This window comes from Adhaeribacter pallidiroseus (assembly GCF_003340495.1).
Taxonomy (GTDB): Bacteria; Bacteroidota; Bacteroidia; order Cytophagales; family Hymenobacteraceae; genus Adhaeribacter; species Adhaeribacter pallidiroseus.
Genome location: NZ_QASA01000001.1, coordinates 3,011,124 through 3,030,841 on the forward strand (window position 1 = coordinate 3,011,124; position 19,718 = coordinate 3,030,841).

Here is a 19,718-nt window from a genome sequence, read left to right on the forward strand (position 1 = left end):
CTTTTGGTATTCTGATGGAAGTTAATTAGCTATGGAACTATCAACCACCCCCAACTCCTCCTTATCCAAGGCGGGGAGCTTTTTTACATTTGCCAGTTACTAAGTACCATTTAGTATTTTTGTACAGAGTTCAATGCCTGCAATTTCTCCAGGGTCATTTCGTGTAATCCGGGAATTACCAGATCGGCTGCTGTTAATACATCCGGCGAACCAATGCCTACTACTTTCATACCGCCCGCTTTAGCGGCCTGCACTCCGGCAATAGCATCTTCAAAAACAACGCACTCCACCGGGTTTAAACCTAGCGCTTCGGCGCCTTTCAAAAACACTTCGGGGTCAGGTTTCGAAGCGGTTACGTGATTTCCGTCTACGATGGCGTTAAATAAAGGCAGCAGGCCCACCCGCTCCAGAATAGTAGCTGAATTTTTACTGGCGGAACCAAGCGCGGTTTTTAAGCCGGCAGCTCTGGCTACTTGCAAAAACTCTTTGGCACCGGGCAAAATCTCCGAAGGCTGCATGCGGTTAATCATTTCCACGTACCATTTGTTTTTGCGGGTAGCTAATTCGGTTTGCTCAGCGGTAGTTTTAGTTACGTTGCCCCAGCCCAGAATTAACTCTAGCGAGCGTACCCGGCTCACTCCTTTTAACTGTTCGTTTTGGTGCTCGGTAAAATCAAACCCCAACTCATTGGCCAGCCGCTTCCAGGCTTGGTAATGATATACCGCCGTATCTACTATTACCCCATCTAAGTCAAAAATACAGGCTTTAATCATGCTTTTTAGTCGATAGTCCATGGTCTACAGTCCACGGCCGGATTTTTTAAATTTTTGCTTTGTTTCGCTTTTAGTTATAAGCGGCAGTAATATATTAAATAATTTAATTATTACTATATTAATTAACAGCTTTACTAGCTTTTAGCGCCAATATTAAAGTTGTTTTGGCGGGTACTTTTAAATTATCTTTTAAGGATAAGAGTTCGTCGGTTATAATATTCTGCCCTTGGGTGAAATTGTTTATTTGTTCCTTAAACCTATTTAAAGATAGTGTTTCTTCTTTTTCATTCGTGTTCATGGCTACCATTACTGTTTTATCGGCGTTATACCGGAAGTACACGTACATTCCGTTTTCGGGCACGTATTGCATGAGTTTGCCGGTTTGAAGCACTTCATTCTGCTTGCGGTAGTTCGCTAATTTACGTACGTAATTGAAAACGTCGTTTTCCGGAGCGGTACGGCCAGCGGCGGTAAACTTATTTATTTTATCGCCGGGCCAGCCGCCTTTAAAATCTTCCCGTACTTTCCCATCCGGATTAGCCAAGTTTTTCATGAGCACTTCGGCACCGTAGTACAATTGCGGAATGCCGCGGGTAGTAAGCAACCAGGCAATGGCTGATTTGTATTTGGCTATATCTTCGTTCACGAGCGAATAAAATCGGCTTAAATCGTGATTATCTAAAAAAACCACATTACGGCTAGCATCCTGATATTGGTAATCGCTAGCTAAGGTGGTATATAATTTAGTTACGCCATCGTTCCAGCCAAATTTACCGTTCATAGCCTCTATTATGGCCCAATAGGTTTGAAAATCGGTAACACCGGGTAATTGGGTATCAAAACCGCGGTTAACGGTGTTGCCCTGGGTAAAATAAACCTGATTAGGCACCCCTTGCACCCAGGTTTCGCCAAAAAAAGTAAACTGCGGATACTCTGCTTTAATGGCTTTCCCCCACTCGGCCATAAAATCAGCATCGTTATACGCATAAGTATCTAACCGGAAGCCATCCAGACCCGCGTACTCAATCCACCAGATATGGCTTTGAGTAATGTAGTTGCGGACAAATGGATTGTTCTGGTTTATATCGGGCATGTGCGTATCGAACCAACCATCGGTCATGCGCTTTTTGTCTTCCGGCGCAGCATAGGGATCAAACAATACCTGATCTTTATAGGAAGTACGGGTAAACTGCGGCCATTCGTGCACCCAATCGGCCGCTGGCATATCTTTTATGGCCCAGTGCTGGTTGCCAAAGTGGTTATGCACTAAATCTTTAATTACCTTCATGCCGCGTTTATGACACGCTTCTACCAGCTTTTTATAGAGTTCGTTGGTACCAAAACGCCGGTCAATTTTATAATTTTCGGTGTTGGCGTAGCCGTGGTAAGAATATTTAGGTTGGTCGTTTTCCAATACCGGGTTAATCCACAAAGCCGTTACCCCTAAATCCTGCAAATAATCTAAATGGTTGATAATGCCTTGCAAATCGCCGCCGTGCCGGGTAATTAAAGTATCGCGGTTAAGCGTGGTTTCCTGCATTTCTTTTACCACATCATTGGTTTTATCGCCGTTAGCGAAACGATCCGGCATAATCAGGTACACCAGATCTTTACTGGTTACCCCTTGAATGCGGTTAGGCGAAGTATCCCGCTGTTTTAATTCGTAGGTGTAAGTAAGCTTTTTAGCACCAACTTTTTCAAAATTTATTAAAAATTTACCGGGTGTAGCGGTAGTGGCAATGGTAAGATCAACAAATAAATAATTGGGATTTTGTACTTTGTGCACCTGGGTAAGTTGCACGCCCGGATAGGCTATGGTTACGGTGCGTTCCGCAATGTTCTTGCCGTGTACGATTAATTGCAATTTAGGATTCTGCATACCGGTCCACCAAAAAGCCGGTTCAATGCGTTCTAAAGCGGGAATTTGAGCATAACCGTTTACACCCAAAATCAGCAGGGTAATTGTAAAAAGAACTCGTTTCATTAGCATCCTTTAAATTATTATATAAACCTGTTCTATGTTTTGTTTAAGCTACCACTTTACCAGCTTCTTTACCGCCTGGCTTTTATCTTGCGTGATTTTTAAAAAAAATACTCCGGCGCGAACCTGTTGCAAAGGAATAATTTGTGACAATAACTGACTTTTTTTAAAAAATACCTGCTCTTGTAGCAAACGACCACTTAAATCGTGCAACGAAATAATTACCGGGCCTCGGTAATTATTTTTTAAATTTATAACAGTGGTGGCCTCCGTTGGATTCGGGTATACTTGTAAGCTTTCGTTTAACAGTTCATCAACTACTGCGGTAACCACCCCCGGCGTACCGCTCCAGGGCACTAAATCAGGTTCGGGCGTGGGTAGTTTAACGGTGGTATAAAGATGGAATTCGCCGGGCTGTAAACTAATCCGGGCGGTTGGGCTACTTACTTCCAATTCGGCACCGGTAAAGTAATCGTACCATTTACCCTGTATTGGGAAATTAAAGGCAGTAATCTGCGGATGCACATCAAAATTACCAATGATATGCACGTTCATGGTAGTATGTTTCAGCGTAATGTACTTAACGAGGCCACTTACGTTTAAAGTAAAATCTTCGGTTTGGAAAGCTGGTTGGGTCAATTTTAACTTGTTGAGTTCGGCGTATACCCGGTATAATTTCTGGCGATTAGCTTCTTGCTGGTATTCCCACCGGATTGGTTTGGCTCCCGTACGACCATTTTCGTTAATGGAAACATCGTAACCCAATTCGCCAAATTGCCAGATCAGTTTAGGACCGGGAACGGGCAAGAAGAAAGCTGCGGCTAGTTTGGCTCTTTCCAAAGCCGTAGATAGTTCCCGGGTATTATAACTGCCCTGGGCCTTGCCATCTTGGCGGACATCGTATACCAGCCGTTCTTCGTCGTGGCTTTCCAGGTAACCTACTACGTTGGGTTGCTGCCAGCTGCGTTTTTTATACGAAATCCAATCCGGGTTGGCAATATTGCCTTTGGCGGCATCGCGGTAATCGTGGTTACTATTTCCCCAAAACAACATCCCGTAATCGGCTAATTCTTTTTCTTCGGGGTTAACGGCAAAATGTTCCAGCAGCACGTAAGCGGTAGAGTCGTAACTTCGGATTTGGTCGTAAATGCGCTTCCAGATGGCAACGCGGCTGGCATCATAGTTACCCCAGGCACTTACGTTATCGCCGGAATTCTTTTGCGTAAATCCTTTGGATAAATCGAAGCGGTAACCATCGAATTTGTATTCTTCGAGCCAGTATCGGTTTATGCACTCTACCAAGGTTTTGGTGGCCTCGGCTTCGTGATTAAAATCAAAAAATACACTAAATGGATGGGTAGCTTGCTGGTTAAAGAACGGATTATCGGCACTGGGTTTGCTGCCGTCCCAGTACATTTTTACGTACGGGAACTCGTAATCGGCCTGGTTCAGAACCATATCCAGAATTACGGCAATTCCATTTTCGTGGCATTTATCAATAAAAGCTTTCAGGTCGTTTTTGGTGCCGTAGGCTTTGTCCGGTGCAAAGTAAAAAATAGGATTATAGCCCCAGGAATCGTTCCCCGAAAACTCCATTATGGGCATGAGCTCAATGGCATTTACGCCCAAACGCTTCAGGTAAATCAATGTATCGGCGAGGGTTTTATAATTATGGGTAGCCACAAAATCGCGTACCAGGAGTTCGTACACTACTAAGTTTTTGGAGTTGGGCCGTTGAAAGTTGGCTACTTTCCAGTTGTAAACCGGCTGGTTAGTTTGTAGAACCGAAACAATACCCGTAGCGCCGGCTGGATAGATTTTCAGGTCCGGGTAATTAGCCGAAGTTAAAAATTTATCATTATTCGGGTCCAGAATTTTATCGGTGTAAGGGTCCGCCACAGCTTGAGTACCGTTTACCAAATATTGATAGGCTGTTTCTTTACCAGATTCTAAACCATTTAACTCCAGCCAATACCGGTTACCATCAGGCGTGCGATTTAAAAGGTAGGACGGAGAAGCGGTCCAGTTGTTGAACTCCCCAATGACGTACACAAAATCTTTAGCCGGTGCAAAAAACGAAAGTATTACCCGATCCGGCCCCAAGTAGTTAATGCCATCTTTTATGTTGCTTGGCAATTCGGCAATTTTAGGTCGGGGTTTGACGGTGTAATAGAAAGTATCAGCAGCGGTTTCGGTAGCAGTGGTAGCTTTAAAAATGACTTCCTGGCGTACACCCGGCTGATTGCCACTGTCTAAAGCATATACCAGCGAATCCTGGTTAGTGGAAGATTGTAAGACTTGATTGTTTTGCTGGAGCGTTAGGGTAGCTTTAGCCGAGGAATAGCCTTTGATGATAAGGTTCGTATTCGCATTCAGAAAAATTTCGCGTTGTTCTGGTAACCGGAAAGCAGCGTTTAATTTATTTGCATACACCGGAATAACAAAGTCTTCGGTTTGGGCACTACCTGCCCCGTTTTTTAAAAGTAAGCCTAATTGCACGGCATTTTTACCAGCCGAAATATTATAATACGCGCGGGGACTAATGGTAATTTGCCAGCGGTTACTTCCCAAAAAAGTCATTTTACCGGGAGCAAAGGGTTGGGCAAAATCTGTCTGGCCGGTTGGTTGCAGTTCAAAGGCATTAGTTGAAGTAGTTCCGGCTCCGGACCATAAGTATACATCATCGGTTTTGCCTATTAAACCGGCCGCCCGGGTGTCTTTGGCCTGACTCACATCAAATGTTATGTTTACCGGTTGGTCGGTAGTCGGGAAAAGAGGATTAGTAGTTACTGCCTGTCCCAGGAGCATAAAAGCCTGGCTAAGGCATACCAATAGCATAAAGGTAAATCTTTGCATCATGCAGGCAGATTTTTTAAAAATTTTACAATGGAAGGAGCTACTTTGGCTTCGGCTAAGTATAAACCAGAAAAATACCAGGCGCCTTTCAGACTTTAAAGAATGTAAATACTAATTCACCCTTCAGGACTGGTGTCGGATTTAAAAACAAGGGAGTCCAGGCCGGGTAGCAGTGTACGTAAACATAACCTGCCGCCCGTCTGAAGCTCGGCTTAGTAGTAATATTTTAAAAACTTAGGGTTGCTTCACTAACAGGTAGTATCCCGTGAGGTCGTTGAAATAGATTTGGTATTTACCGGCTAATACCGCAATGTTTGGGCCATCTCGTTTCCCTTTATCATAAGTGCGCGCTTTGGTGGCGTCCGAGTCAGCTCCCCAGTTTACGCTCCAGCCTTCGGCAATCCGGAATTTCATTTCGGTATCTTCGGCAAAAGTGTATTCCGTTGTCCAGATATGGGGATTTAAGGTAGACTTGGTCATGGGAGCAATGTTTTCCCAATTAGTAAACGGTCCGATAATCCCAACAGAGGCGTACATATCGCCAGTAGCTTCGAAAGGGTCTATGGTAATAGTATTGCTGCGTAAATTTAATTTTACGGTGTAATAGCCGTTGGCCGGAATACTAAAAGAAGATGGATCTGGGTCGGAATCGGTAGCCCTAAAAACCAAATCGCCGGTGCTGCTGGCTCCCCACTGCGGCGCCCATTTACCTAAATAACCCAAAATTTTAAAAGGGCCAGCTTTAAAGTTACCGGTATAGGTATACACAAACGGGTCGGCTTCGTCGCGGAACATGGCCGAAGCCTTGGCATTGTCCCAGCCGTTTTCGGTAGCATCGCCTACTAAGAATACCGTTGGATACTCCGGCTCGGATAAAAAAGGTGTAATGGCCAGAGTAATTATATTAGAAGAAGATGCCGCATATTGGTCAGATATCCGGGCGGTAACCCGTACTTCTACCTCGCTTACCGCAAATCCGGGTAATTCCATTTCCGTGGCAATGTTGTTTAACGCGCTAACGGTATAGGTTTTTGAAAAAGCATTCCCAATTTCTTCGGTTTTAGCGGTAGCAAAGTTATCGCCTTTCTTACCGAATTGCAGGGAATATTTTACCGCGGCATCGTAGCCGTAATCAGCTGCCTTCCACGAGAATGTAACTGCATCTTTGCTTTTATCTTCTTCGGATAATACAATGTTGGATTGAGAAGCAGAAAGGGAGGCCGTTGCTCCCGGAGAAACAATCACTTTGTCCTCGTCTTTTTCGCAACCAAACGCTATAAAGGCTAAGGTGCAAAGAGTAATATATTTTTTAAAGATTGATTTCATACAATACATATTATAAGTTATACTGAATAAAAGAAGGAGCGCCCTGCTTAACAGAAGCTTGTCTCTTTTTTGTTTAGTAGCCGGTATTTTGTACCAGGTTGGGGTTAGCCGTTAAATCAGAGGTAGGTAGCGGATACAATACGCGAAATGCATCTACGGCCCGGCCTTCTTTCACGCCGCCTTTCCACGGCCATACATAATTACCGCTCACAAATTGGCCATAACGTATCAAATCGGTTCTCCGGTGACCTTCCCACTTTAATTCGCGAGCCCGTTCATCCAGTATAAAATCGAGGTTTAAGTTAGCCGCTGTAATGTTACCGGAAGTATTACCATAAGCTCTTTGACGTAATTGGTTTATGTATTGCAAGGCGGTTGCCGCATCGCCGCCGGTACCGCCGCGCAACACCGCTTCCGCGTACATCAAGTACACATCAGCTAACCGGAACATGGGGTAGTCGTTATCGGTGTGGGTACCGGATGGGTCGGAACCGGCCTGACCCGCGGCGTTTACATTCCGGTATTTGGTAATAGAATAACCTTCGGTGAAAGTAGCAATATCGTTAATTTCTAAATTCTGTCCATTGCTGTAGAACATGGCACGCTTATCTTGAGTACCCGTAGCATCCGGGAACAGGGTTACAATGTTTTTGGTAGTGCGTAAACCGCCCCAGCCGCCATTCACGCCAAATTCGGCCGCATTCATATTACCCCCAATCGGAGCGTGCACCAGAAAGGTAGTTCCCCCCCAGGTTTTCGTTTTCTGGCCATCAAAAGCCACCCGGAATATAATTTCGTTGGAAGTATTATTATCGGCTAAAAATAACTTGCGGTATTCCGAATCGAGGGTGTAACCAGCTCCAATTATTTTATTAGCGTAAGTAATGGCATCGGTATAACGTTGTTGTCCGGTATATACTTCCGCGTTTAAGTACAATTTGGTTAACACCATCCAGGCCGTAGCTTGGTCCGCGCGGGCAAATTCGTTCTGACGAGCCGGTACTAATTCGGTTTCCAGAGCCTTCAGTTCTGATTCAACGTAAGCAAATAAATCTTTGCGGCTCATTTGCGGCGGAAAAAAAGCACCTACTTTATCGATTTCGGTTACAAAAGGAACGTTGCCAAACAAATCCAGGGCGTGCCAGTAACTCATGGCTCGTAATAACCGCACTTCGGCCCGGTAATTTTTAGCTTCTTGTAAATTATTGCCGGTGATGTTCCGTCCGCTGAGTTTTTCATCGGACGTTTCGCGGATAAATTCATTACAAATAGAGATTTGGTAATAAATCCGGTCGTACATCATCCGGATGTATTCGTTATTCGAAGTCCAGTCCATGTCGTGAATATCGAAGATGGTGCCGTCGTTCCAGGCGATTACGGCCTCATCGGTTGATAATTCCTGCAACTGCCAGTAAGCACGAATGTAGTTGGATTTACCTTCGTCAAAACCACTCACGTCCGCTAATCCATCCGGCCCTTTTTGGCCGGTTACCGCGTAGCCCGCGTATAATTTGGCTAAAACCGATTTGTAGTTCGTAAAATCATTGTACAGGCTGGCCGAAGTAAGTTCATACTTAGGGGTTAGCTCCAGGTCGTTGGTGCAGGCGGGCAAGGTGCAGGCCAGTATGCCGGTAAACAGGATGCTTTTTATATAATTTGTTTTCATTTTTTTTGCTTATTCTAAATTAAAAATCAAGGTTTAGGCCTAGCGAGAAAGTGCGGGGCCGCGGGTAATAATTATTATCAATACCGCCACCAATGTTGTTGTTATTAAACTGCGATTCCGGATCTAAACCCGAATAATTGGTAATAACAAACACATTTTGCGCCGTAGCTGATACCCGCAGATTTACTTTCTGCTGGATGATTTTACCAAAATTATAGCTCACGTTAATGTTATCCAGGCGCAGGAAAGAAGCATTCTCGATGTAATAATCCGAGAAGAACTGGTTGTTGGTGAAATTGGTCTGCAACACATCCGTAACCATATTGGATAAATAAGTACTGTTGGCGATGCTCCGGTAAGTACCATTATTCGACCGCACGTTGTTGTACATGTAGTTGCCTAAATTGGCCCGTAGAACTACCCCGGCGGTCCAATTTTTTACGGTTACGTTGGAATTAAAGCCTAAGAAAACTTTGGGTTGCGGCGATTTGTAGCGATATAAATCTTGTTCGTTAATTATACCGTCCTCGTTTAAATCCACGTAAGCACCTTCGATGGGCTTGTTGTTTTGATCGTAAACCTGCTTGTAGGTGTAAAAAGTATAAGGTGCATACCCTACCGAGTGGATTTGTAGCATATTACCGGTACCTCCGGCGATAGCTCCCCGCGCCAGACCGGGTGAAGAAGGATTGCTAACGTTACTAAGTTTCGTAATTTTGCTCTGGTTGTAAGTACCATTTACCCCGAAAGTCCAGGTAAAATTATCTTTGGTTATTGGAGAAAAGTTTAAGGCAATTTCTACTCCTTCGTTTTGCAGGTTACCCACGTTGGTGAATATCTGGTTGGTCAAATTAGTACCCGCGGCCGGGGCAATCTGCGAAATTAAATCTTCCGTTTTCTTAAAATAATAATCGACAGTACCCGCTACTTTGCCTCGGAATAAACCAAAATCTAAGCCGGCATTGTACGCTTTGGTTTCTTCCCACTTAATGTTCTCGTCGTAACCGGCGGGGCGTAAGGTTAAATAATACTGGTCTCCGAAAGGATAGGTAGCCGTGCCTTCGCTGTAGCGATAACGCGCCAAGTAAGGATAATTATCATCCAATAATTCTTGCTGACCGGTAATACCGTAGCCCAAGCGTACTTTTAAATCGGTAAAGAAATTACTGCCTTGCAAAAAGGGTTCTTCAACCAAACGCCAGGCTAAAGCTACCGACGGGAAAGTACCCCATTTGTTATTCGGTCCGAAAGCCGAAGAAGCATCGCGGCGCAAATTGGCAGTTACTAAATACCGGTCTTTAAAGGAGTAGTTTAATCGGCCGAAGAAGGCCAGTAAGGTTTTTTCGGTTTCGAAAGGAAAAGCCGCAGCGGGCGTTAAGGTATCACCGGCGGCATTTAAACCCGCATAGCTGGGTTCGTGACGCAGGAAATTCTGGTAGGAATAACCGCCCATTACTTCTATTCTACTTTGAATAGCCGTTAACTCTTTCGTATAATTCAGGTAAAAATCCAGCAACCTGTTATCTTTTTCCTGCGAGTATTGGGTACGGTTACCGCCTTGGTTAAAAACGCCGGCTAAGGTGATGGGCTCCGAAGTAGAACCTTCGCCCCGCACAATATCATAACCTAAATTTAAGTTAGCCCGCAACTCCGGTAAAAAATGGAAACGGTAATCGAACTGGAGGTTACCAATGCTTCTTTTCACCTCCCCTACATCTTGTCTTTGTTCCAGGGTACTCAATGGGTTGCGGGGAGCCACGGTATTAGGCCGGCCGGAAGCATCGAGCCATTCGAAATACCCCCCGTATTTGGTTTCGCTCACGTTAACAGGTTGGGTAGGATCAAAGGCTACCGCTGAGCCAATAGCGCCTTCGCTGGAAAAGCGGCTTTTAGAAATAGTACCTTTTACGTTTAAGTTAACGGTCAGGTGTTCGTCCAGGAAAGTAGGGTTTAAACTTAAAGCTATTGAATTGCGCTTTAAATTAGACGTTCTAATAATTCCATCTTGATCTAAATGCCCCAGGGATAAGCGATAAGGAAGGGATTTGTAAGAACCGGTGAAACTCAGGTTATTATCGGTGCTAAACGCTTTTTGAAAAATCTGGTCTTGCCAGTTGGTATTAGCGTTACCCAGTAAAGCTTTCTGCGCTTCGGTACCTCTTTCGTTTACTACTGCCCGGAACTGATCGGCTGATAATACATCGATAGTATTCCGGACCTGCGAATAAGAACCTAAGGAACTAAAGCCGATGGTTAATTTATCGCCGGCTTTGCCTTTTTTGGTAGTAATGATAATTACCCCGTTCGAAGCCCGCGAACCGTAAATGGCCGTAGCCGAGGCATCTTTTAAAATATTAAAAGAGGCGATATCGTTCGGATTTACCAAACTGAGTGGGTTGGGCGCTCCGGAAATTTTATCGTTATCTACCGGTACCCCGTCGATTACAATCAGCGGGTCGTTATTGGCGTTGAGCGAAGCCCCACCCCGAATCCGGATTTGCGAACCGGAACCGGGCGCTCCCCCGTTGGTAGTGATTTGTACGCCGGGTACTTTACCCACGATTAACTGCTCGGGCGTATTTACGTTACCCGGATTAAAATCTTTCGCCGATACGGCCGCAACCGAACCGGTTAAATCGCTTTTCTTCTGGGTACCGTAACCCACCACTACTACTTCTTCTAAAGCTTTAGCATCGTCGGTGAGAGTAATGTTTAGGTTGCCTGGCCCCGTATAGGCTTTTTCCTGAGTAGTATAACCAATAAAAGAAAAAACCAGCGAACCACCTGCTTCCGGAACAGAGATAGAATAGGAACCATCTACGTCAGTAGCGGTACCATTAGAAGTACCTTTTTGCAGCACCGTTACTCCCGGTATAGCTTCGCCGGCGGGCGTCACTACTTTTCCGGTAATGGTCCAGGCTATAGGGCGGACTACCGCAGGTTTGGAGGTAAAATGGGGGGCACTGAAAGCAGGCTGGCCTAAGGCCAGCAACATGAATAAAAAGCAACTTTTACGCTGCCACTGAAAGATAAAGTTCTTCATACATGATCTGAAATTTGGTAGAAAATTAGAAATAGAAATAAATTAAAGTTTACTGACCAGTAAAGGCTCACCGATACCCAAAAACGGGCTAAAAAAAGACCAGGTGCATTGGCTAGAATGTGTGTGAAAGCAATAACTCTGGCTAACCTCATTAAAAATTTAAAAAATTGGTCTAATCCGGCAACTCCGTTCTAAAAATAAGCTTTTTCAAAGCATTAATTTTACTACTAAAAGGAATGTAAAGCCGCAACTTTTGGGAGAAATCATCCTTTTAAAAAAACAAACACATATAAAACCTTTTAAAATATAATCATTCTAATAAATCAAACTTTAAATAAGCTCCTAATAACCTTGTTTTTACATCAATTTCAAGAGGCTTTCTCACATTTCCAAATTCAAGCTTAAAATTTTTAAAAAATACCACTGTTACCAAAGTAGAATTACCTTTATTAACCACTATTTATTTTAAAATACTTGGCGTAATTTAATCTTATTTATTTCATTTTTAACTACTTACCTTAAATAATACGAGGTTAAAATTAAATTTTTCCTTCTCGAAAATAATTTAAATGATTTATGGGAACGTTCCCGAAATGATACGTTAAATACCTTATTTAAACCAAAACCAATATGTTCCGGGAACGATGCCAGGACTTGAATTTTTCCAGGTTTGGCATCGTTCCCGGAACATATTGTAACTAAAACAATATTTAGGATTATTTTTATTTTATCTGTTTTAATCCTTTTTATTAAAATAAGAATTTCTATATAAATTTTTTAAATTTTCAAGAGATTCATTGCGCCATTTTTAATAAAACAGATCAATTTATGAATTTGATTTTTAGCTACTTAAAAGGTTTGGAATAAAGCTTTTCAATAAGCAACTTGTTCAAAAAATTATTAAAGATGATTTTAAACCTTTATTCTTAAAATAGGAAGCTAGCTGCAGATTGTTATAGCAACACACAACAGGAAGCCATAGCCTGTACTGCGAGGGTGGTTAATGGATTAAATTAATAGAAACGTTTACTTGGCGGTAGACTGGCGTTTAATTAACTTAGATTGCAACACAATATGTTCCATGGGCGCTTGCTCTATACCATTTTCAATCGATTGAAACAACAACGTAGCGGCTTGGTAGCCCATAGCAAAGGCTGGTTGCGAAATAGTGGATAAGGAAGGATTCAGGAGAGGAGCAATTTCTAAGCTAGAAAAACTGATTATTTTTAAATCTTGGGGTATGGCAATACCGGCATCGTGGCAAACGTAATAACTGGCAATAGCCAGGCGCTCTACGGCGGCAAAAGCCCCATTAGGCTTCCATTTTTTAAAAGCTTGGTTTAAAATCCGGTAGTTTTTTTGGGGATCGTTGCTGCAATCTATTACGAGTTCGTCGCGGTACGGCAGGCGGTGTTTCTGCAAAGCATCTTGGTAACCCTGCATGCGCATTTTACCAATCGATAAGTTTTTGTGAATCACTAAAAAAGCAATCCGGTCGCAGCCACTTTTAATTAGGTGCTCGGTAGCGGCAAAACTGCTTTCGTAATCGTTGCTGGTTACCCGGGGCGCTTCAATATCTTCGTAAATGCGATCGAAGAAAACCAAGGGGATATTTTTGCTTTTAAGCCGGTGCAAATAACGGTGCTCACTCGCCGATTCGCCGGAAACCGACATAATAATGCCATCGGCCCGGCCGTTGTGCAAATCGTTAATAAAGGCTACTTCTTTCTCGTATTTATCGTAAGTAAGGTAAATTAAAATATGATAGCCTTTTTCGCTGGCTACCTGCTCTAAACCGTTTATAGCCTGCAGAAAAAAATTATTGGCTAACTCCGGTACAATAACCGCAATGGTTTTACTTTTCCGTTCGCGTAAATTGCTGGCGTAATGGTTGGGCTGGTAATTAAGCTCCCGGGCCATAGCCAAAATCCGTTCCTTGGTTTCTTTATTAATATCGCTGTTGTTCCGGAAGGCCCGCGAAACGGTAGAAGTAGATAAATTAAGAGCTTTGGCTAATTGCTTGATATTAATGGATTCCATGTACATTTTCCGGCTGCCGGTAAAAATACCGGAAGAAATGTTTTTCGCAAATTAAACTTTATCAACGCGGGCAATTTAAGTTTGCCAAGCAGGTAAACTCGCAGGAAATCCGGGCATTTTTAAATTTCGGAAGCTTCAGGAAAAATAATCAGCTGGTTATTTGCAGCCGCGGTCTTGAAATTTCAAAAAAACTTTTTCCCGGAGGATTGTTGCTGAATAATCAGTACAAGGTTCTTCAGGTTCCTACCCCTTATAACCATATTCTAACACCGGAAATAATCTTTAGTGTAAAGATGCGGTTGAGTTACTGGCTACCCGGACGTACTTTTCAATGTTTTCGCGGTTTATGCCGGAACTTTCAATTTTCTCGATACCCCGTTGGGTAAGCGTGTCGTTTTTAATGGTGATCGCAAACGGAAAATCGTGTCCTTCCCAGGCCCGGTCGGAGCAGTACTCCAGGTGTTCGGTGTAGGTATCACCGGCAAAGGTGTAACTCCCCCCTCCTGCTGCAAAAACCGCCGCAGAATCCTTGCCTTTTTTTAAATCGTGCTGCAAGAATGAAAAATGGGTATCGTTGATTATTTTAATAAAAGCAATATTCTTGGTGTAATCGGTTACCGTAGTATCACCTTTTTCGATCAGAGTTCCGGTTACGAGTTGCCAGGTTCCTACCATAGGCTTAGAAGCTGGGAGTGTTTTAAGTTCAGCGGTATTTTTGGCGCAAGAAATAAGCAACGGACATACGAGCAAGCACAAGTTTTTTAACAGCATGAGTGGGTAGTAAGCAGAAGATGAATAATGGATATTTTGGCGTAAAATAAGGGAATTAACGCAAACATTCAACCGGTTCTTTTATTATAAAACCAGCTCTGTTTTAATTTAAAATTTAATGGCGAACCAACAATAATTCTATTGTTTGCAGAGCTTCGATTAAATAACATCCGGATTGCAGCGAAAGCAAGCCCTGGTACTGCTTAAGGTGAACCACGTACCGGTAATCCCACTTGTTATTCTAAAAATCAGGCAAATGCTAAGGCAACAATGAGGGAACTCTTTGCTTAGATAGTGTTTACAAGTAATTTTCGGCATAGCCATTGGTACGTATAGCCATACATGCACTAGTCGAAAGATTTAGCCGCAAGGTGAAATAACAGTTTCCTCCATCAAACACCTAAATTATTATTTTTTCTCCAGTCCGTCCCAAAACTATTACAGTATCCATTCATCTAAATTTCTTTTTGCCTTTATCATTTAGATAAAGAACGCATTGAATTTTATACTTTCTAAATTCTTTAAATTGATTTATATTCATCTAAAGCAATCTCCTGCTTTTCCATAAAATCTAGAAATCTTATTCGTTCTTGTTCACTTTTGTTTTGAACGGCTGTTTTTAAAATTTTGCTCATTTAGTTTGGATTGGGGTAGCACTTTCAAAATAAACAGACCTACTTTTTTATCTTTGCCCCTTTGTTGAACAATAACCTGGCTGCTTAGGCATTTAGCTGTACAACAGAAATTATGTTTTCATTACTACTGCCGTAAGAAAATGAGGCTGTCTATTAAGATCTAATCTTGTTAAGACTTAACTAATTTTTCCTTTTTGATAGTAATCAGCAAAATGCCGCTTAATACCACGCCGGTTCCGATTAATTGTACCAATGAAACGGTTTCGCCTAAAAACAAAAAAGCCAGCAAAATAGTGGATATCGGACCCACGCTACCAATAATGGCGGCGTTTCCCGCTCCAACCAGCCGGATTCCTTCGGCAATTAGGTACGACGGAACCACTGTAGCCACAATGGCCATTAAGACGCTATAACCGTATACCGCCGGTGCGTAATTTAATAACTGGGCTCCACCGTGATTAATCAGGTAGTGGCTAAATACCCCAAGCGCCGCCACCGACATAGCATACGAATTAAACCGCACCGACCCAAATCGGGGAATAAGAATGCCGCTTCCCATTAAATAAAGGGCATACGTAACCGCACTGGCAAAAACCAACAAACCGCCTTTTAACAAATGTTTACTATTTTGTACTTCTACATCGCCGAGAAGCACCAGCAATACGCCGGAGTACGTGAGGGCTAAAGCAAGGTATTGACTTTGCGTGATTTTTTTACCTAAAAACACCCGGGAGAACACAACCACCAAAGTTGGGTAAACAAATAAAATCAGGCGTTCCAAACCAGCCGTAATGTATTGCAGACCCATAAAATCGAATAAACTGGCCAGATAGTAGCCCATTAATCCGTAAAACGCTAATAAGAGGTAATTTTTAACACTAACCGGCACCGCCGGCACTTCTTTATGGCGCGAAAAAAAAGCAATTAACAGAAAAAATGGCAGTGAAAACAACATACGTAAAGCCAACAACGAAACCGAATCGATGTGGTACTGGTAAGCTAATTTCACAATTACGGCTTTCGAAGAAAAACAAACTGCTCCTAATAAAACAATGAGCGCCCCGGCTAACTGCTTGCTATCAAGCTTGGTCTTAACGGGTTTATTTAACGTCAGGGGAGTTTTCATCGTATTACAAAAAGAGTAAAGAATTTAAAAAATCGGGGTGTGTAAATGTAAGCAGCCGGGCTGGTAACTCCAACCTCGCCCTCCAGGCAACCATCCGGTGGAAGCCTAAGCTGGTGCGTATCAATTTAAGTGGCTGAACTTTGTAATGGCAGAATGAAAACTTTGCTAACCTGCCTTTCCCGAAAAAGAAAACGAATTAATAACCTTCCGGAGCCGGAAGAGTTAAATGAAAAGATATACGACCTTTATCTACTAAAAACCCTAAGTCAGTTATAATATATGAAAAAAATGAATAAGCTTTTATTGGTTAGTTTACTACTGATGTTTGGTTTTCTGGCCATTTTGGAAGCCCGCCAGAATAAGCAAAGTGCCTCCGGGGCTTTGTTCCGGGTAAAAAACCCCGGTAATGCTATTCCTAAAGATAAAGCCGCGGCTAATGTGCAATTAAAAGTAGCATTTCCAAATCTTACTTTTGAGATGCCGGTGGAGTTTGTGAGTCCTGACGATGGTACCAATCGGAACTTTGTGATTGCCCAGGAAGGGGTGATTCACGTGTTTCCGAATAACCCCGGCGTAAAAACCACTCAGAAATTTTTAGATATCACGAGCAAAGTGGTAAGTGGCGGCGAACGCGGTTTGCTGGGCCTAGCTTTTCATCCGGAATTTAAAAAAAATGGTTATTTCTACGTGAACTACACCCGGGGTAAAGATTTAGAAACGGCCATTTCCCGGTTTCAGGTAAGTAAAAGTAACCCTAACCAGGCCGACCCAGCTTCGGAAGTGGTATTGCTGACTTATGAGCAACCATTTAGTAATCACAACGGCGGCAAAGTAGCTTTCGGCAACGATGGTTATTTGTACATTGCGGCCGGCGATGGCGGCAGCGGCGGCGACCCGCACAACAACGGCCAGAATAAAGCCAGCTTACTGGGTAAAATTTTGCGGATAGACGTGAACAAACCCGCGGGTAATTTAAAATATTCCATTCCGGCTGATAATCCGTTTAAAGGCAATAAAGAAGGCTTCCGGGAAGAAATTTACGCCTACGGCTTGCGCAACCCCTGGCGGTTTAGCTTTGATAAAACTACCGGTAATTTATGGGCCGGCGATGTTGGTCAGAATAAAATTGAAGAAGTAGATATTGTAAAAAACGGTCAGAATTACGGCTGGCGCGTAATGGAAGCCAACGAGTGTTTCAAACCCGAAGACTGCGACAAAACGGGTTACGCCTTACCGGTGCATTCGTATCAGCAGGGCATGGACACGGGTAAATCTATAACCGGCGGGCACGTATACCGCGGCAAAAAACTAGCGGCTCTCAAAGGCAAATACATTTACGGCGATTACGTAACCGGCAACATCTGGACGTTAACTCCCCAGGCGAATGGAAAATACGAAAATGCGGCTTTAATGAAATTAGACGGTAACATTTCTTCGTTCGGCGAAGATGCCAATAATGAATTATACGTGTGCTCGTACGGTGATGGTAAAATTTACACCTTTACCGCAGTTAATGCCCAAGCTGCTAAATAAAATGGGCAAATACCCCCTTAAACACAGGAGTCGCCGATCAGCGACTCCTTTTTTATGACGTTACAGTAAGTTTTTTAAATTTCAAGGCCTTTACCGAATTATCCTATCTAATCAGATGAGATGGTTTTCCTTATTACTTCAGGCGATAACGTCTTGTCAGTACCAGTTCTAATAACTTTATTACTTGATTTTCACCCGCATTAAATACATGTGCGCCGTGATGTACAACACACTTTGGTCGGGGTTAAAGGCGCAGTTTGCGGTGGATTGCCCGGTTTTGATAGTACCGAGATGTTTGCCTTCCGGCGAAAAAATTAAAACACCGCCGGGACCGGTGGCAAACAAAACGCCGTTCTGGGCAACTTTTAAGCCATCCGGATTGCCCGGTTCTTTTTGCAGCATGGCGGTAGCGTCGAAAAATACCCGGCCGTTGGCGATACTGCCATCGGGCTGCACATCATAAGCCATCCAAATAGCGCGCTTCGGATCGGAATTAGCGATATACAACGTTTTTTCGTCCGGCGAAAAAGCCAGTCCGTTGGGGCGGCTCAGTTCTTTGGTTAATAAATGCACGGTTCCGTCAGGAGTTACCCGGTAAACGCCTTGGTACGGCAGTTCTTTGGCCGGATCGTCCATGTTTTTTTCTAAGCCGTACGGCGGATCGGTAAAGTATAAATCCCCGTTACTTTTGTAAACCGCATCATTCGGACTATTCAGTTTTTTTCCTTCGTAGCGGTCAGCAATAGTGAAAAACTTGGGAACCGGAGCATCTAACGGGGCATCCAGGCGGGCCATGCGCCGGTCGCCGTGCTGGCAAAGCACCAGGCGGCCTTCTTTATCTAAAATTAAACCATTGGAGCCCACTTCGCCCCCGCGCGGAATGGTGCCGGTATAACCCGATGGTTTTAGATACACTTCTAAGCCGGATTTTTCGGTCCACTGGTAGATCGTGTTGGGCGGTATGTCACAAAATATTAGCTTATTCTCCTGAGGTAACCATAACGGACCTTCCGACCAGGTAAATCCTTTGGCCAGAATTTCAATTTTGGCACCCGGTTTAATTATCTGGTCCAGAGCATTATCAAACTTTTCAATGGTTCCGGTGGTGGTAATTGGTGTTTGCGACATAGGGGTAGCACTGGTTGGAGGGATAGTGGCGGCTTTCTCGCGTTGTTGGCACGAGAAGGTTAAACCCGTGAATAAGAATACTACTACAATATAAGTTACAGTTCGCAAGGTGTTAGCTATTTAGGGTAGAGCGATAGATCGTTTTTTAAAATTTCACTTTCTACTAAGCCGTTGCCAAAGCAAGGGCAGCGCCGGGTAGAACAAGCGCTACTTTCATTTTCTACTTGCCATCACTTTCTAAAATAAAAACAAGCAAAGTATTCTATAAAACAATAACCGGATAAGAAAGCTGAGTAATAATAAGGATTTCTGGATTAACATGCTGTGCTAAGTTTCCGGAAGACCTGAAAAATAACGTGTTGCCATGTATTCTGGGTTATGATTAATTTCATTAAAGTACCAACCTGATTTCTCTGGCTTGCATTTAGGAAGCTTTCAAAACCGAGATTTAAAATTTAAATTCTGAAAATTAAAAAAATTGGTTTATCGAATGAGAACCAGCAAAACTAGGGAGTACTACGTATTTCATCACCGCTAATTGCCTACTAACTTTACAGAACAAAAGGTTTAGTTACAAAATGAAATTGGAATAATAGCAATAGTAATTAATTATATAGAATTATTAAAAGAAAAAATAGTTTTATAACGGCAACCTATTTTTATATTTCTTATATTTGATTTTGTAGTGACAATCCTAAGACTGGGTGTCCTTGATTATTCTAGTTGCAAATCCTTTTTTATTACAAGTTATTCCTAATACTTTTTAGACCTATAAGCCCGGTCTATTAGGTTAATACATACTTGTTGCATCCCGTATTTGGTTGTTGTACTCCGTTATTT

At 43.0% G+C, this 19,718-nt stretch carries 11 protein-coding genes; 1 reads left to right on the forward strand and 10 read right to left on the reverse strand.

The genetic code is table 11. The annotated features are described in order from the left end of the window. Nucleotides 1–110: 110 nt before the first annotated feature. The 9 genes from pgmB to AHMF7616_RS12035 all read right to left on the reverse strand — a co-directional run bounded on the left by pgmB (nucleotide 111) and on the right by AHMF7616_RS12035 (nucleotide 16,217). On the reverse strand, nucleotides 111–773 hold the full coding sequence (pgmB, locus tag AHMF7616_RS11995; RefSeq protein WP_115375580.1) for a beta-phosphoglucomutase: 663 nt from the start codon (nucleotides 771–773) through the stop codon (nucleotides 111–113). Between the two features lie 118 nt (nucleotides 774–891). Beyond that, a complete protein-coding gene (locus AHMF7616_RS12000; protein ID WP_115373103.1) occupies nucleotides 892–2,757 on the reverse strand; it encodes a glycoside hydrolase family 13 protein in 1,866 nt (621 codons plus the stop codon). A gap of 48 nt (nucleotides 2,758–2,805) precedes the next feature. After that, nucleotides 2,806–5,613: an alpha-amylase family glycosyl hydrolase gene (locus AHMF7616_RS12005; RefSeq protein WP_317047603.1), complete on the reverse strand. Its 2,808-nt coding sequence runs from the start codon at nucleotides 5,611–5,613 to the stop codon at nucleotides 2,806–2,808. 231 nt (nucleotides 5,614–5,844) lie between these two features. Then, on the reverse strand, nucleotides 5,845–6,936 hold the full coding sequence (locus AHMF7616_RS12010) for a SusE domain-containing protein (protein ID WP_158546152.1): 1,092 nt from the start codon (nucleotides 6,934–6,936) through the stop codon (nucleotides 5,845–5,847). A 73-nt stretch (nucleotides 6,937–7,009) separates the two neighbouring features. Then, nucleotides 7,010–8,602 (reverse strand): RagB/SusD family nutrient uptake outer membrane protein, encoded by a 1,593-nt coding sequence (locus AHMF7616_RS12015; RefSeq protein WP_115373105.1) that lies wholly within the window; start codon nucleotides 8,600–8,602, stop codon nucleotides 7,010–7,012. Between the two features lie 19 nt (nucleotides 8,603–8,621). Continuing rightward, the gene (locus AHMF7616_RS12020; protein ID WP_115373106.1) at nucleotides 8,622–11,645 is read right to left on the reverse strand and encodes a SusC/RagA family TonB-linked outer membrane protein; all 3,024 of its coding nucleotides are present in this window, start codon (nucleotides 11,643–11,645) and stop codon (nucleotides 8,622–8,624) included. Nucleotides 11,646–12,671: 1,026 nt separating this feature from the next. After that, nucleotides 12,672–13,691 (reverse strand): LacI family DNA-binding transcriptional regulator, encoded by a 1,020-nt coding sequence (locus AHMF7616_RS12025; protein ID WP_199474199.1) that lies wholly within the window; start codon nucleotides 13,689–13,691, stop codon nucleotides 12,672–12,674. 276 nt (nucleotides 13,692–13,967) lie between these two features. Beyond that, entirely contained in the window at nucleotides 13,968–14,456 is a 489-nt protein-coding gene (locus tag AHMF7616_RS12030) for a hypothetical protein (protein WP_115373107.1), read from the reverse strand. An 804-nt stretch (nucleotides 14,457–15,260) separates the two neighbouring features. Next, nucleotides 15,261–16,217, reverse strand: coding sequence for a DMT family transporter (locus AHMF7616_RS12035; protein ID WP_115373108.1), 957 nt, complete (start codon nucleotides 16,215–16,217; stop codon nucleotides 15,261–15,263). A 288-nt stretch (nucleotides 16,218–16,505) separates the two neighbouring features. Here AHMF7616_RS12035 and AHMF7616_RS12040 point away from each other — a divergent pair, with 288 nt between their 5' ends. Continuing rightward, the gene (locus AHMF7616_RS12040; RefSeq protein ID WP_199474200.1) at nucleotides 16,506–17,750 is read left to right on the forward strand and encodes a PQQ-dependent sugar dehydrogenase; all 1,245 of its coding nucleotides are present in this window, start codon (nucleotides 16,506–16,508) and stop codon (nucleotides 17,748–17,750) included. 180 nt (nucleotides 17,751–17,930) lie between these two features. Here the strand turns inward: AHMF7616_RS12040 and AHMF7616_RS12045 are convergent, their stop codons facing one another. Then, complete coding sequence (locus tag AHMF7616_RS12045; RefSeq protein ID WP_233507511.1) at nucleotides 17,931–18,986, reverse strand: SMP-30/gluconolactonase/LRE family protein; 1,056 nt, start codon at nucleotides 18,984–18,986, stop codon at nucleotides 17,931–17,933. Nucleotides 18,987–19,718: the final 732 nt, after the last annotated feature.

What these genes read in the sequence shown, in the direction of transcription:
- pgmB (WP_115375580.1), bottom strand. Translation starts at nt 773, where the DNA reads ATGATTAAAGCCTGTATTTTTGACTTAGATGGGGTAATAGTAGATACG.
- AHMF7616_RS12000 (WP_115373103.1), bottom strand. Translation starts at nt 2,757, where the DNA reads ATGAAACGAGTTCTTTTTACAATTACCCTGCTGATTTTGGGTGTAAAC.
- AHMF7616_RS12005 (WP_317047603.1), bottom strand. Translation starts at nt 5,613, where the DNA reads ATGATGCAAAGATTTACCTTTATGCTATTGGTATGCCTTAGCCAGGCT.
- AHMF7616_RS12010 (WP_158546152.1), bottom strand. Translation starts at nt 6,936, where the DNA reads ATGAAATCAATCTTTAAAAAATATATTACTCTTTGCACCTTAGCCTTT.
- AHMF7616_RS12015 (WP_115373105.1), bottom strand. Translation starts at nt 8,602, where the DNA reads ATGAAAACAAATTATATAAAAAGCATCCTGTTTACCGGCATACTGGCC.
- AHMF7616_RS12020 (WP_115373106.1), bottom strand. Translation starts at nt 11,645, where the DNA reads ATGAAGAACTTTATCTTTCAGTGGCAGCGTAAAAGTTGCTTTTTATTC.
- AHMF7616_RS12025 (WP_199474199.1), bottom strand. Translation starts at nt 13,691, where the DNA reads ATGTACATGGAATCCATTAATATCAAGCAATTAGCCAAAGCTCTTAAT.
- AHMF7616_RS12030 (WP_115373107.1), bottom strand. Translation starts at nt 14,456, where the DNA reads ATGCTGTTAAAAAACTTGTGCTTGCTCGTATGTCCGTTGCTTATTTCT.
- AHMF7616_RS12035 (WP_115373108.1), bottom strand. Translation starts at nt 16,217, where the DNA reads ATGAAAACTCCCCTGACGTTAAATAAACCCGTTAAGACCAAGCTTGAT.
- AHMF7616_RS12040 (WP_199474200.1), top strand. Translation starts at nt 16,506, where the DNA reads ATGAATAAGCTTTTATTGGTTAGTTTACTACTGATGTTTGGTTTTCTG.